Raw genomic sequence first — 12,773 nt, forward strand, 5'->3', positions numbered from 1 at the left:
GTCAGGACGATTCGAACGTCACCCGCGCTACACGCAGAAGGGTCCCAGGCAGAAACCGCCGATGGGTTCCCAGCCGCCGTTCCAGCCGCCCGGGATCGGGCCGCCACCGTTCCACGGCGCAGGCGGCGGAGGCGGGGGAGGCCCGCCCCAGCCGGCAGGACCCGGGCCGCCCCAACCCGGCCCGGGCGGCGGGGGACCCCAGTGAGCGGGGATGGGTGTACCGCCGGGCGCGGGAGCGGCGTTGGCCACCCCGCTGCTGAGTCCCAATGCAGCAGCGGACAAGCCGCCGGCCAGTGCGATTCCGGAGATGATCGTGGTGGACTTCATCATGGTGTCCTTCCGGTTTGGGCGCCGGGGAGACTGTTCGGCCGGCAACACATCCGCAAGGTTATTTAGCCGAGTTAAGCACCAGCTGTGGGTGACATCAGAGTCGGCTATCGAACCGAGGTCGCACGCCTTTGACTCAGGCCGATCCCTAACCTGTGCGGCCCTCGCGGTCCTCCGTAGGTTCACTCATCTACGGCGCTGACGGCGTAGAACGCTGCGCATCGACGGATTGCAGCAGTTGCCGGATCCACCGCGAACCCCCGCCGATGCGAAGTGAGCCAACATGATCGAGATCGAGAACCTGACGAAGCGATTCGGGGATCGGGTCGTCCTCGACGACATCTCACTAGCGGTCCCCAGCGGGAAGATCCTGGCGGTCGTCGGGCCCAGCGGCGCCGGCAAGACGACGCTGTCGCGGTGCGTGAGCTTCCTGGAGCGCCCTACCAGCGGCTCCGTGCGGGTCGACGGCAAGGACTTCACCAGGCTCGAGGGTAAGGAGCTACTCGCGGCGAGGCGCAGCGTCGGCGTCATCTTCCAGACGGCCCCGCTGTTGCGCCGCCGGACCGTCGCCCAGAACATCGCGCTGCCACTGGAATACCTCGGTGCCACCGACGCCTCCATCGAGAAACGAGTGGCTCAGCTGCTCGACCGGGTCGGCCTGGCCGACCGGCGCAACGATCGCCCGGCCCAGCTGTCCGGCGGCCAGCGGCAACGCGTTGGGATTGCGCGCGCCCTCGCCCTCGGCCCGTCCTATCTGCTGTCCGACGAAGCCACGTCGGGATTGGACCCGAGTACGACGAAGTCGATCCTGGCCCTCTTGAGCCACCTTCGCGACGAGTTCGGCCTGTCCATCATCCTGATCACCCACGAGATGGAAGTCGTGCGCGAGGTCGCCGATTCGGTCGCCAGGATCGACGGAGGCCGCATCATCGAGAGCGGAGCGGTCGACGACGTGATCCTCGACCCGACCTCCTCGTTGGCCCGGGAGCTGTTGCCGGACCGCCCCAGTGTGCCGTTTCACGGGTCCGGGGAAGTGTGGGAGGTCTCCTACGCTTCCCGTGAGGTGCCCCTGGACTGGCTCACCTCGATCCACACGGTGCCCGGGATCTCCGACTCGCGGGTCGACGTGCTCAGCGCGAGCGTGGAGGCCATTCGCGGGGTGGCCGTGGGACGGGCGTTGCTGGCCGTCTCGCCCTCTGCGCCAGCCGGATTCCAGCGTCATCTGCGAGACCGCGGACTGCACGTCACGGCGGCCAGTCCGAAGCCCGAGACCGCGGAGACGGCGGCATGATCCTCGCTGCGGGGGAGGACTTCAGCACTCCGTGGGCCGACGTGCCCACTCTGCTCTTGCCCGCCTACGGACAGACCTGGCTGATGGTCGGCGTCACCATGATCCTGGTGCTGCTGATCGGCACTCCGGTGGGAATCACGTTGCACAACACGTCGGACTTCGGGCTCTTCCCCGACCCGCGAGTCTTCAGGGTCCTCAACACGATCGTCAACGTCGGCCGTTCGCTGCCGTTCCTGATCCTCATGACGGCGATCATCCCCGTCACGCGCTTCATCGTCGGCACCACGATCGGCATCGCCGCCGCGATCGTGCCGATGACGGTTGCGGGTGTGCCCTTCTTCGCCCGTCTCGTCCAGAATGCCTTGCGCGACGTGCGATCCGACGTCACCGACATGGGTCAGGTCTCCGGTGGCACGCACGTGCAGCTGATTCGCACGGTTCAGTTGTCCGAGGCGTTGCCCGCACTTGGTGGCGCGTTGACGGTCAACCTCATCGCCATGATCGAGTACTCGGCGATCGCCGGTTCGATCGGCGCTGGAGGGGTGGGCAACCTGGCAATCACCTACGGCTACAACCGTTTCGACCACAACATCATGATCGCCACGGTGATCACCCTGATCATCACCGTCCAGGCCGTTCAGTTCGCGGGCGACCGCCTCGTCAGAGCCCTGACGCGGTAGACGCCCCAGCCACCAACGACACCCACTACGAAGGAACCTCCGTGACCGATCAGATCAGCCCACCCTCAGACTCGGACATCGAGCTCAAGAAGAAGAGCCGCTGGCCGTGGATAGCCGGCGCCGTGGTAGTCGTCGTCGCGATCGTGGGCGGGATCGTCTACGCCACGTCGGCCAACGAGGACAAGCCGTTCGGGACCAACCTCAAGGTCGCGACGTGGAGTACCGACATCGCCGCCGAGGACCTGCTGAAGTTCATCACCGACGAGGTGGCACCCGCGCACGGCATCACCATCGAGCCGACGAAGATCGACAATCTGATCGAGATCAACCGTGCCGTCGACGCCGGCACGGTGGCCGGGAACTTCTTCGAGCATCAGCCGTTCCTGAACGACGCAATCGCCGCCAATGGGTTCCATCTCACCCTCGCCGCCCCGACGTTCACCTGGGACCAGGCCTCGTATTCCGACAAGTACCGGAGCTGGGAGCAAGTCCCCAACGGCGCCAAGATCGCCCTGCGCGACGATCCAGCTGGACAGGCCATCGCCCTTCTCGACCTGGCCCATGACAAGCAGATCACGCTCAAGCCGGGCAAGGACACGATCAAGGGCCTTCCGCAGCTGTCGGACATCCAGACCAACCCGAAGAACTATCAGTTCGTTCAGGTGCCGATCGGGCAACTCGCGCGCAGCCTCGCCGACGTCGACGTCATCGTGGTGCACATCTCCGACGTCTACGCCGCAGGTCTGAGGGAGAACCAGATCATCGCGCGCGAGCCGGCGCCGAAGGGTAGCGAGGGCGGGCTGGTCGTCAGCGACAAGCACCTCGACGACCCGAACGTGCAGAAGTTGATCGCCACCTTCAAGGACCCGAAGATCGCCGAGTTCCTGCAGACGACGGACAACGAGCTGATTCGCAACACGCTGGGGCCGATCAACCCGTGAGCAAGCGACCGCTGTACTACTCGGCGTTCGTGATGAACACTGCGTCCCACGTGCTGCACGGCCTGTGGCGCGCCCCGGAAGCCAGGAACCACGAGTTCAATTCGTTGCGGCACTGGACCTCGTTGGCGGCCGAGATCGACACGGCAGGTTACGATCTCCTCTTCTTCGCCGATGTGTTCGGACTACGGGCACCGTGGAATGGCAACTGGCGCAAGGCCGTCGAGGGTGGCATCCAGATTCCGGTCAACGACCCCTCGGTGCTGGCGTCGGCGTTGGCGGCGGTGACGGAGAACCTGGGCATCGTCTTCACGAGTTCGATCGTCCAGGACCACCCCTTCAACTTCGCGCGGCGGATGTCGTCGCTCGACCACTACACCGAGGGGCGCCTCGGCTGGAACATCGTGACTAGCTTCAACGCCAACGTCTTTCGGAGTTTCGGCCACGAAGGCACGTTGAACCACGACGAGCGCTACCGGTGGGCCTACGAGTACGTCGACGTGGCCTACAAGCTGTGGGAAGGCTCCTGGGACGACGACGGGCTGGTGCAGGACAAGGCTGCCGGCATTCACGCCGATCCGTCGAAGATTCACCGGATCAACCACGTCGGAGATCGCTACTCGGTCGAGGGTCCGCACTTCGTGTCGCCCTCGCCGCAGCGCACCCCGGTGCTGTTCCAAGCGGGCTCGTCGCCCGCGGGCCAACTGTTCTCCGCCCGCAACGCCGAGGGCGTCTACATCAGCAGCCCAAGTCCGGCGGACGCATTCACGCTCACGACCGAGACGCGCGCATTGGCCGCCGACAACGGTCGTGACCCGGAGGACGTGACCTTCGCCCAAGGCCTGTCCTTCGTCATCGGCGACACTCACGCCGAGGCGGTCCGTCGCAACGACGAGCTCAAGCGCTATCTGGACTTGGAGGGCATCGCACTGCACGCGTTGGGGGATGCGGGCATCGACGCGGGCAGCCTGCCCCTCGACACCCCGATCAGCGAGCTTGGCGAATTCACCGGCGTGAAGAGCTTCATTCGGTGGGCGTCCGAGGTCTCCGGCAGCGACGAGCCGACCATCCGCCACATGGCGTGGGTCATGGAAGGCGCGAACCGAGTGGTCGGCACGCCGGAGGAAATAGCCGACTATCTGGAGGAGTGGCGGGAAGCGGGCGTCAACGGCGTCAACGTCTACCACGCAACGGTGCCGGGCTCGTTCCGCGAGGTCGCGGACCGCCTCTTCCCCACGTTGCGGGAACGCGGCCTGATGTCGACGGACAAATCGGGCACGCTGCGACACAAGCTATTCGGACGTGGAGACCACCTGCCGGACTCGCATCCGGCTGCCGCGCACCGGGGCGCGTTCGCCGACAACGACCTACTCGACGGGGTCGACCAAGACCTCGGCGCTGCGCTCTAACCTACCGACGGGGAGCGGGTCAGCCCTGACTCTGCTGCAGCGCGATGCACTTGCCGTAGTTCTCCGGCGTGCAGGGGATGCCGTTGACCGACCCGTAACCGTTGAAGTTGGGGTCGACGACGGCGCCGCCCGGGGATGCCTGCGGCGGCACGACGACGCCGGGAGCCCCGAAGCCACCGGCCTGGCCCTGCACGCAAACTCCGTCGAACTTCGTGGGCACCGTGCCGTAGGGGCAGTCCTTGGCGGCGGCCGGGGAAGCGGCGACCAGTGGCGCGGCAACGAACGCGGCGGCGCAACCGAAGACCCACATTCCGCGTCTGACGTTGATCATTTTGCTCCAAACGGTTAGCCCGACTCGGGGTCAGCTTAGCCTGACCGCCTCGGGTGTCGCTCACATACAGTGTCGGGATGCCTGACCGCCCGTTCGCAATCGTCCGTCGGCCGGCGGAGACCCTGGCCGACGGGATCGTCACCTTCATCGAGCGGCACCCCCTCGACCTCGACCTGGCCAAGCGCCAGTGGCACGACTACGTGGCGGCCCTGGAGCGCAACGGGTGGCCCACCGTGGTGGTCGAGGCCGACGTCGACGGTGACGAGGCGATGCCCGACTGCGTCTTCGTCGAGGACACGGTGGTGATGTTCGGCGACCTCGCGGTGGTCACCAATCCGCGCCAACCGACTCGCAACCCGGAGACCGCGGCAGTGCGGCGCACCCTCGAAGAGCTGGAACTGCAGTCGGAGACCATCACCGAGGGAACGCTCGACGGGGGAGACGTCCTCAAGGTGGGTTCGACGGTGTACGTCGGGCTGAGCGGCACCACGACCGCGCAGGCGGTCGACCAGCTGGCCCGCATCCTCGCCCCGCGCGGGTACACGGTGACCGGGGTGCCCCTGACCAAGGCGTTGCACCTCAAGAGCGCGGTCACCGCGCTTCCCGACGGCACGATCATCGGGTACGACCCCGTCGTCGACGACCCCGGCGTGTACCCGTCCTTCCTGGCCGTGCCGGAGGAACCCGGCGCCCACGTGGTCATCCTCGACGACGACCTGCTGCTGATGAGTTCGGCCGCGCCCGAGACGGCCGCCCTCTTCGCCGACCGGGGATACCGGCTCGAACTCGTGGACGTCTCGGAGTACGAGAAGCTCGAGGGGTGCGTCACGTGTGTGAGCGTGCGAGTCCGCTGAGCGCGACGTCGGCCTGATGTTCCTCGTCGTCCTCGGCGCGATCCTGGCGTCCATGCACCTCTACGTGTGGGTGCGACTGGTCAAGGACACCACCCGTCCCGGGCGGGTCCGCTGGCTCCTGTCGGCATTCGTGGTGGCCTTGGCGCTGCTGCTGGTTGCGACGCTGGCGCTGAAGGGCGTGGTCGCCCCGGTGATCGCCTGGCCGGTTTACCTGTGGTTCGGCCTCGTCGCCTATCTCTTTCTGGTGCTGTTGGTGCTGGAGCCGATCCGGTGGCTGCTGCGACGGCGAATCCGGCGACGCCCGGAGCCGCAGGCAGCGCCGGAGGCCGAACCCGACGCCGTCAACCGGCGGTTGTTCCTGGCGCGGGCCAGTGCGGTGGCGGCGGGTGCGGTGTCGGTCGGCGTGGTCGGGGTGGGGGCCGCAACGGCGCTGGGGCCACCCAACGTGCTGCACGTCCCGGTGCGGCTGCGCCGGCTCGACCCGGCGCTGAGCGGTTTTCGCATCGCGGTGGTGTCCGACGTGCACCTGGGTCCGCTGGCGGGGCGCGCCCACACCGAGCGCATCGTCAGGATGATCAACGAGACGTCGCCAGATCTGGTGGCCATCGTCGGCGACCTGGTGGACGGCACGGTCGCCGAACTGGGGTCGGCGGCAGAGCCATTGCGCGACTTGCATTCTCGCGAAGGCGCCTTCTTCGTCACCGGAAACCACGAGTACTTCGTCGAGGACACCTCGTCATGGCTGCACGAGCTCGAACGCCTCGGCGTGCATCCGCTGCGCAACGAGAACACGGTCATCCGACGGGGTTCGGCGTCCTTCGACCTCGCCGGGGTCAACGACGTCGCGGGGGCATCGCGGTCGGATCCGCCGGACTTCGACAAGGCGCTCGAGGGCCGCGACCGGGCCCGCCCGACGGTGCTTCTCGCCCATCAACCGGTGCAGGTGGCCACTGCGGCCGAGCGGGGCGTCGACCTGCAACTCTCAGGTCACACCCATGGGGGCCAGATGTGGCCGTTCCACTACGCCGTGCGAGCGGTCCAGCCGTCGCTGGCGGGTCTGTCCTCCGTCGGCGACACTCAGCTCTACGTGTCCAGGGGCGCCGGGTTCTGGGGTCCTCCCGTGCGCGTGGGCGCGCCGCCGGACATCAGCGTGATCTCGTTGCAGCAACCCTGAGCGAGGTCGACCGCGCTGGTGCGCGATTAGGGCAGAATCGTGAGCGTGACGACACCGCCGCAGGGTCCCCGTCGACCGGGTGAGCGCGGTGGGCCCGTCCGCCGGGAGCCGCCGACCACGCGTATCCCGCGCCCGCCTCGTGCCGAGCCGCCGACCGAACGGATGCGTGCTCCTCGCCCACTTGGTCCACCGGTCGACGCGACACCCACGGAGCGGATGCCCAGGCGCACCGCCGGACCGCCGCCGGAGATCGGTCCGCCGTTGCCGGGCAGCGCCGGCGCCGAGCCGCCGCCCAAGGCGCCGCGCCGGTCGTGGCTGCGCGATCCGCTGTCGCTGACGCTGCTCGCGGTCATCGTGGTGGCCGTTCTGATTCTCGGTCTTGCCGGTGGAGAACTGTATGCGCGGCACCGGGTGGACGGGCTGCTTGTCGACGTCGCCGAGTGCGTGGTGCGCGACGGCGCGGAGGTCTCGTTCGGCGTCAACCCGCCATTTCTCTGGCAGCACGTCACGGGGCACTACACCAACATCTCGGTGACCACCGCCGGTGACAACGTGCAGGACGCGAAGGGCATGAAGGCCGAGGTGACGGTGTCCGACGTCCGGTTGCGGGGGACGTCGGACTCGAAGGGCACGATCGGTTCCCTGACGGCCACGCTGACGTGGACGGCGGCGGGCATCAAGGACACGGTCGCGGCCAACCTTCCCGGCGTGGGCAGTGCGATCACGGGCGTCACGACGGATCCGGCGGCGGGCACCCTGGTCATGAACGCAGGCGACATCGAGGTGACGGCCAAGCCGGTGGTGACCAACGGTGATCTTGGCCTACAGGTCGTCGACGTCAAGGGACCGCTGGCCAAGGACACCGTCCAGACCGCGCTCGACGGGCTGACCGACAAGCTGAACGCCCAGTATCCGCTCGGCATTCACGCCGACCGCGTGGAAGTCACGCCCACCGGGGTGATCGGCACGTTCTCGACTCGCGACGCGTCGATACCCCAAGACGACGCCGACCCGTGCTTCGCCTCGCTGTGACCGCGACCGTCAGTCGCCCCGCGTCGAATCCCAGGTCAGCGCAAGCCAATTGAGTCGTGCCTCCCGGGCGGCGCCCTCGGCGTTACCAGCCTCGGCGAGGTCGACCATGCGGGTGTGTTGGGCGACGGAATCGCGGCCAATCGAGGAGGCGAAGCGGGCGCGCTCCATGCGTCGCAGCAGCGGCGAGTACTGGTCGAGCACCGCCCGCACCGCCTGATTGGCGCACAGCTGCACGGCCACGTCGTGAAAGGCGTCGTCGGATGCGATGGCCGCGTCGACGTCGGCGTCGTGCAATGCGGCGTCGAAGCGTTCGTTCGCCGAGCGCATCGCGGCGATGTGCTCGGGTCCCATGTGGGGCACGGCGTCACGCACGGCGAGTTCGTGCATGGCCGCGGCGACGCCCTGGGCGTCCGTCATGGCCCGGGTGTCCAGCGGGCTGACGATGGTGTACTGCCCGGGGCGCGTTCGCACCAGGCCCGCGGCGTCGAGCCGGGCCAGTGCCTCGCGGATCGGCGTGCGGCTGACCCCCAGCCACTCGCTGAGCTCGGCGTCGACCAGGCGCTCCTCCGGTTGCAACGTGCCGTCGACGATGGCGGCCCTGATGGCGGTGAACGCATCGTCGCGAAGCAAGCGTCGCTGAGGGCTGGCGGACTGGCGGGGCACGGGCATGAGACCAGTGTACGATCCTGCAATATATTGCGTATCGCAACCCGGAAAGCAGGACGAGTCGTGGCCATCGAGGACTTTCAGAGATATCCGCTGACGTTCGGGCCGAGCCCGGTACATCCGCTCGACCGGTTGACCGAGCACCTGGGTGGAGCGCGGATCTGGGCCAAGCGGGAGGACTGCAACTCCGGACTGGCCTACGGCGGCAACAAGACCCGCAAGCTCGAGTACATCGTCCCCGACGTCCTCGCCTCTGGGGCGGACACGTTGGTCTCCATCGGCGGCTACCAGAGCAACCACACCCGTCAGGTCGCCGCGGTGGCCGCCAAGCTGGGTCTCAAGGCGCGCTTGGTGCAGGAGAAGTGGGTCGACTGGCCGCAGGTGTGGGCCCAGAACCCCCTAGACGAGTCGGTCGGCAACATCCTGTTGTCGCGCATCATGGGCGCCGACGTCCGACTCGACCCATCGGGGTTCGACATCGGCATCCGCTCGTCCTGGGAGGATGCGCTGCGCGAGGTCACCGAGGCCGGTGGCACGCCCTACCCGATCCCGGCGGGCGCCTCGGAGCATCCGCTCGGTGGACTGGGTTTTGCCAACTGGGCCTACGAGGTGCAGCGGCAGGAGGCCGAACTGGGCGTCTTCTTCGACACGATCGTCGTCTGTACGGTGACGGGCTCGACGCACGCCGGGATGATCGCCGGATTCGCCGGCCAAGATCGGCCGCGCACCGTGCTGGGCGTCGACGCGTCCGCGACGCTGGAGAAGACCCGGGCTCAGGTTGCCCGAATCGCCAGGCACACAGCCGATCTCATCGGCCTCGGACGTGACCTGCGAGACGACGAGATCACCGTTCTGCAGGGGTGGGCCGGTGACCTCTACGGGATTCCGGTGGAGTCCACGATGGACGCCATCAAGCTCACCGGCCGCCTCGAGGGCATGATCATCGACCCTGTTTACGAGGGCAAGTCGATGGCCGGTTTGATCGACATGGTGCGCGACGGCACGATTCCGAAGCAGTCCAACGTCCTCTATGCCCACCTGGGCGGGCAACCGGCCCTCAACGCCTACTCGGGCCTGTTCTCGTAGCGCGCAGGGGAGTGGGCCGACGGTTGCGCGCCGTGGGCGAGACCGTTGGCAGCGTGGACGCCTGCCAGCGCCGCGGCCACCGCTTGGTAGGCGCGGGTGCGTGTGATCTTCTGGATGCGAGACGACCTCGTGTAGAACATGATTCGATACTCGTCGCCACCCGGTGACCCGCACAGTGGCACCGAGGCCATTCATCGCTAAGATAGTGACATGCATACGGTGGCCATCCTCGCCTACGACGGCATGTCGGGTCTGGAGTCCGGCTCGGCGGCCGAGATCTTCGGAATGCACGACCTGTCCCCAGCCTTCTGCGCCGGCATCCCGACGCCCTGGTACTCGGTACGTCTGTGCTCCAAGGAGCCCGAGGTCCGAATGCTGGGCGGTGCCACCTTGCGGACATCCTTCGGGCTCGCCGACCTGGCCGAGGCCGACACCGTCGTCATTCCCAGCGTCGCCGACGCCAACAAGATCGCCTCGCCGGCGGTCGTCGAGGCCATTCGTGCTGCGTCGCAACGTCATTCGCGACTGGTGTCGATCTGCTCTGGTGCGTTCGCACTCGCCGAGGCCGGGGTGCTCGACGGCCGACGGGCCACCACGCACTGGATCTACGCCGACCTCTTGCAGGAGCGCTTCCCCGACGTCGACGTCGACCCGACCCCGCTCTACGTCGACGAGGGTGACGTCCTCACCAGCGCGGGCTGTGCGGCCGGGTTGGATCTGTGCCTGCACATCGTGCGTTCCGACCACGGCGCCCACATCGCCAACGACGTGGCACGCCGCCTCGTGATCTCGCCCCACCGGGCAGGCGGCCAAGCGCAGTACATCGAGTCCCCGGTGCCCGCGCCGACCACCGACGGTGAGATCGCTCGCGGAATGGCATGGGCCATGGCTCATTTGGACTCGCCGATCACCCTCGACGAGCTTGCGGCGCAATCCTCGCTGTCGCGGCGAAGCTATCTGCGGCGGTTCGCCAAGGCCACCGGCACCACCCCGATCAAGTGGCTCATCGCGCAGCGCATCCAAGCCAGCCTGGCCCTGCTGGAGTCCTCCGACCTCTCGGTCGAACAAATCGCCGCCAGGGTGGGCTTCGATTCGCCCGTCACGTTTCGGCACCACTTCGTGCGGTCGCTGCACACCACGCCCAGCGAGTACCGCGGCTGCTTCACCGGGCGGGTCCTCGGTGCCTGAGCCGCTGCACTACGACTGGGAGACGCCGGCCCCCGGGGTACACCGCTGTCGGCTGCCGTTCCTCGACGTCACGGTGGGGGTCGTCCGGGGCAGTGCGGCCACCCTGCTGGTCGACTGCGGCACCACCCTGGTCGAGGCGGCCGCCATCGCCGCCGACGTGCGAACCCTCGGCGGCGGCGCCGTCACGCATCTGGTGATGACCCACGCCCACTTCGACCACGTGCTTGGCTCGGCCGGGTTCCCCGACGCCCAACTCATCGGGGCTCCGGCGGTCGCGACGGCCCTCACCACCGGACTCGACGGCGTCCGCGCGCACGCGCTCGCGTACGGCGCCGAGCCCGCCGAACTCGATCGCGCCATGGCCGCCGTCCGCCGTCCGGAGCGCCAGGTGACCGACGCCGACCTCGACCTCGGTGACCGAGTCGTCCACGTTCGGCACCCGGGGGTGGGCCACACCGACCACGATCTGGTCGTCGTCGTGCCTACCGTCGCGCCGGGAGCACGCACCGTGGTCTTCTGCGGCGACCTGGTCGAGGAATCGGGTGACCCCGTCGTCACCGACGAATCCGACCTGGTCTCGTGGCCACCCACCCTGGACCGGTTGATCGAACTGGGCGCCGACGACGCGGTCTACGTGCCCGGACACGGAGCGTTGGTGGATGCTGGGTTCGTGCGTGGACAACGCGAATGGTTGACCCGTCGTCGCGCGTCGGGGACGACCGCGTGACGGGGCCGGTGGAATCGGCCCGGGTGGACCGGTGGTTGTGGGCCGTCCGGCTGACCAAGACCCGCCCCGACGCCGCGGCGGCTTGCCGGGGCGGGCACGTGCGTGTCAACGATCGTCCCGCCAAGCCGGCCACGATGGTGGTCCCCGGTGACGTGGTGCGAGCACGGGTGGGTGAGGCGACACGCGTCGTCGAGGTGGTGCGCGTCATCCAGAAACGGGTGGGCGCGGCCGACGCGGTGACGTGCTTCCTCGACCGCACGCCGAAGCCGGCGCCGACGGCCGCAGTCCCGGTGGCCGTGCGTGACCGAGGCGCCGGCAGGCCCACCAAGCGCGACCGGCGGTTGCTGGAGCAATTGCGCGCCCAACGCGGCTGAGCCCGCTGAGGCGCCGATGCTGGGTCAGGTGGGGCCAATGTGTGCGACGATGACCGTGCGTCAGCAGAGAGGACACCCGGTTACATGACTGAACGACGTCGCATCACGGCCGTCGACGCCGCGAAGATCGCCTGTGCAGGGGTGTTCCTCGCCGGTGGCGCGCTCGGCGTGGCCGCACAGGCCGCCGCCGACCCGGACGTGCCCGTGACCCCGGTGCCAGCCGTTCCCGGTCCACCTGCGCCCGACCAGCAGATGGTCGCCGGCGGAGACGCGCCGCCTGCTCCGCCGCCCGTCGGGGCGCCCGTCGTACCCGAGATCTCCAATCCGCAGTATGGCTCGGGCTCCGGGCCGCTGGGGTTCATCCGGGACGCATGGCACCAGGCGAAGGACCCGTATGGCGTGGGTGACTCGCCCGACGGGATGCCGGTCGGTGCCGCGCCGCCGCCCGGGGCCGGCCCGCCACCGCCATTGCCTCCCGGCTTCAAGTCGCTGAACTTCCCCGAGTCCGACACCGCGCCCGTGCAGGCAGCGCCGAACTCTGGTGGCCCGGCTCTGCCGCCCGGGTACTACCCGCTCAACGGCCCGCCGCCGCCCGGGTACGACGCGCCGCCACCGGCGCCCGCCGATCCTGCCGCGCCGCCGACGATCGTGCCCCTGCCGCCGGGCTAGCCGCCCATCGTGCCCCTCGACCATTGA

Annotated in this window: 16 protein-coding genes; 12 read left to right on the forward strand and 4 right to left on the reverse strand. The window is 68.5% G+C overall.

Features of this window, described 5'->3' with window-relative positions:
• Positions 1–27: 27 nt before the first annotated feature.
• Positions 28–327: a hypothetical protein gene (locus tag H7K45_RS06900; protein WP_263995030.1), complete on the reverse strand. Its 300-nt coding sequence runs from the start codon at positions 325–327 to the stop codon at positions 28–30.
• Positions 328–610: 283 nt separating this feature from the next.
• Here H7K45_RS06900 and H7K45_RS06905 point away from each other — a divergent pair, with 283 nt between their 5' ends.
• Genes H7K45_RS06905 through H7K45_RS06920 form a run of 4 tightly spaced genes read left to right on the forward strand, consistent with a single transcriptional unit; the run spans position 611 to position 4,645 of the window.
• On the forward strand, positions 611–1,618 hold the full coding sequence (locus H7K45_RS06905; RefSeq protein WP_263995031.1) for a methionine ABC transporter ATP-binding protein: 1,008 nt from the start codon (positions 611–613) through the stop codon (positions 1,616–1,618).
• A complete protein-coding gene (locus H7K45_RS06910; RefSeq protein ID WP_263995032.1) occupies positions 1,615–2,298 on the forward strand; it encodes a methionine ABC transporter permease in 684 nt (227 codons plus the stop codon). Before H7K45_RS06905 ends, H7K45_RS06910 begins: the two co-directional genes overlap by 4 nt.
• A 41-nt stretch (positions 2,299–2,339) precedes the next feature.
• Positions 2,340–3,239, forward strand: coding sequence for a MetQ/NlpA family ABC transporter substrate-binding protein (locus H7K45_RS06915; RefSeq protein WP_263995033.1), 900 nt, complete (start codon positions 2,340–2,342; stop codon positions 3,237–3,239).
• Complete coding sequence (locus H7K45_RS06920; RefSeq protein ID WP_263995034.1) at positions 3,236–4,645, forward strand: NtaA/DmoA family FMN-dependent monooxygenase; 1,410 nt, start codon at positions 3,236–3,238, stop codon at positions 4,643–4,645. The genes H7K45_RS06915 and H7K45_RS06920 overlap by 4 nt, the downstream gene beginning before the upstream one ends.
• A 19-nt stretch (positions 4,646–4,664) precedes the next feature.
• Here H7K45_RS06920 and H7K45_RS06925 read toward each other — a convergent pair whose 3' ends face one another.
• Entirely contained in the window at positions 4,665–4,976 is a 312-nt protein-coding gene (locus H7K45_RS06925; protein ID WP_263995035.1) for a hypothetical protein, read from the reverse strand.
• A 77-nt stretch (positions 4,977–5,053) separates the two neighbouring features.
• Here H7K45_RS06925 and ddaH point away from each other — a divergent pair, with 77 nt between their 5' ends.
• The 3 genes from ddaH to H7K45_RS06940 all read left to right on the forward strand — a co-directional run bounded on the left by ddaH (position 5,054) and on the right by H7K45_RS06940 (position 8,036).
• Complete coding sequence (ddaH, locus tag H7K45_RS06930) at positions 5,054–5,830, forward strand: dimethylargininase (RefSeq protein ID WP_263995036.1); 777 nt, start codon at positions 5,054–5,056, stop codon at positions 5,828–5,830.
• 16 nt (positions 5,831–5,846) lie between these two features.
• Entirely contained in the window at positions 5,847–7,004 is a 1,158-nt protein-coding gene (locus H7K45_RS06935; RefSeq protein ID WP_263995037.1) for a metallophosphoesterase, read from the forward strand.
• A 216-nt stretch (positions 7,005–7,220) separates the two neighbouring features.
• Positions 7,221–8,036: an LmeA family phospholipid-binding protein gene (locus tag H7K45_RS06940; RefSeq protein WP_263995038.1), complete on the forward strand. Its 816-nt coding sequence runs from the start codon at positions 7,221–7,223 to the stop codon at positions 8,034–8,036.
• 9 nt (positions 8,037–8,045) lie between these two features.
• Here H7K45_RS06940 and H7K45_RS06945 read toward each other — a convergent pair whose 3' ends face one another.
• Positions 8,046–8,705, reverse strand: a complete 660-nt coding sequence (locus H7K45_RS06945; protein ID WP_263995039.1) for a GntR family transcriptional regulator — start codon at positions 8,703–8,705, stop codon at positions 8,046–8,048.
• 60 nt (positions 8,706–8,765) lie between these two features.
• Between H7K45_RS06945 and H7K45_RS06950 the strand changes: the two genes are divergently transcribed.
• Positions 8,766–9,788, forward strand: coding sequence for a 1-aminocyclopropane-1-carboxylate deaminase (locus H7K45_RS06950; RefSeq protein WP_263995040.1), 1,023 nt, complete (start codon positions 8,766–8,768; stop codon positions 9,786–9,788).
• Here the strand turns inward: H7K45_RS06950 and H7K45_RS06955 are convergent.
• The gene (locus H7K45_RS06955; RefSeq protein ID WP_263995041.1) at positions 9,767–9,979 is read right to left on the reverse strand and encodes a hypothetical protein; all 213 of its coding nucleotides are present in this window, start codon (positions 9,977–9,979) and stop codon (positions 9,767–9,769) included. The two genes, H7K45_RS06950 and H7K45_RS06955, sit on opposite strands and share 22 nt — an antisense overlap.
• Before the next feature lie 19 nt (positions 9,980–9,998).
• Here H7K45_RS06955 and H7K45_RS06960 point away from each other — a divergent pair, with 19 nt between their 5' ends.
• The 4 genes from H7K45_RS06960 to H7K45_RS06975 all read left to right on the forward strand — a co-directional run bounded on the left by H7K45_RS06960 (position 9,999) and on the right by H7K45_RS06975 (position 12,746).
• The gene (locus H7K45_RS06960; RefSeq protein ID WP_263995042.1) at positions 9,999–10,976 is read left to right on the forward strand and encodes a GlxA family transcriptional regulator; all 978 of its coding nucleotides are present in this window, start codon (positions 9,999–10,001) and stop codon (positions 10,974–10,976) included.
• Positions 10,977–10,980: 4 nt separating this feature from the next.
• Complete coding sequence (locus H7K45_RS06965; protein ID WP_263995096.1) at positions 10,981–11,703, forward strand: MBL fold metallo-hydrolase; 723 nt, start codon at positions 10,981–10,983, stop codon at positions 11,701–11,703.
• Positions 11,704–11,711: 8 nt separating this feature from the next.
• A complete protein-coding gene (locus tag H7K45_RS06970; RefSeq protein ID WP_372512513.1) occupies positions 11,712–12,077 on the forward strand; it encodes an RNA-binding S4 domain-containing protein in 366 nt (121 codons plus the stop codon).
• Between the two features lie 84 nt (positions 12,078–12,161).
• Positions 12,162–12,746, forward strand: coding sequence for a hypothetical protein (locus tag H7K45_RS06975; protein WP_263995044.1), 585 nt, complete (start codon positions 12,162–12,164; stop codon positions 12,744–12,746).
• The last annotated feature ends 27 nt before the right edge of the window (positions 12,747–12,773 follow it).

It is taken from the genome of Mycobacterium yunnanensis (assembly GCF_025823185.1).
GTDB classification, from domain to species: Bacteria; Actinomycetota; Actinomycetes; order Mycobacteriales; family Mycobacteriaceae; genus Mycobacterium; species Mycobacterium yunnanensis.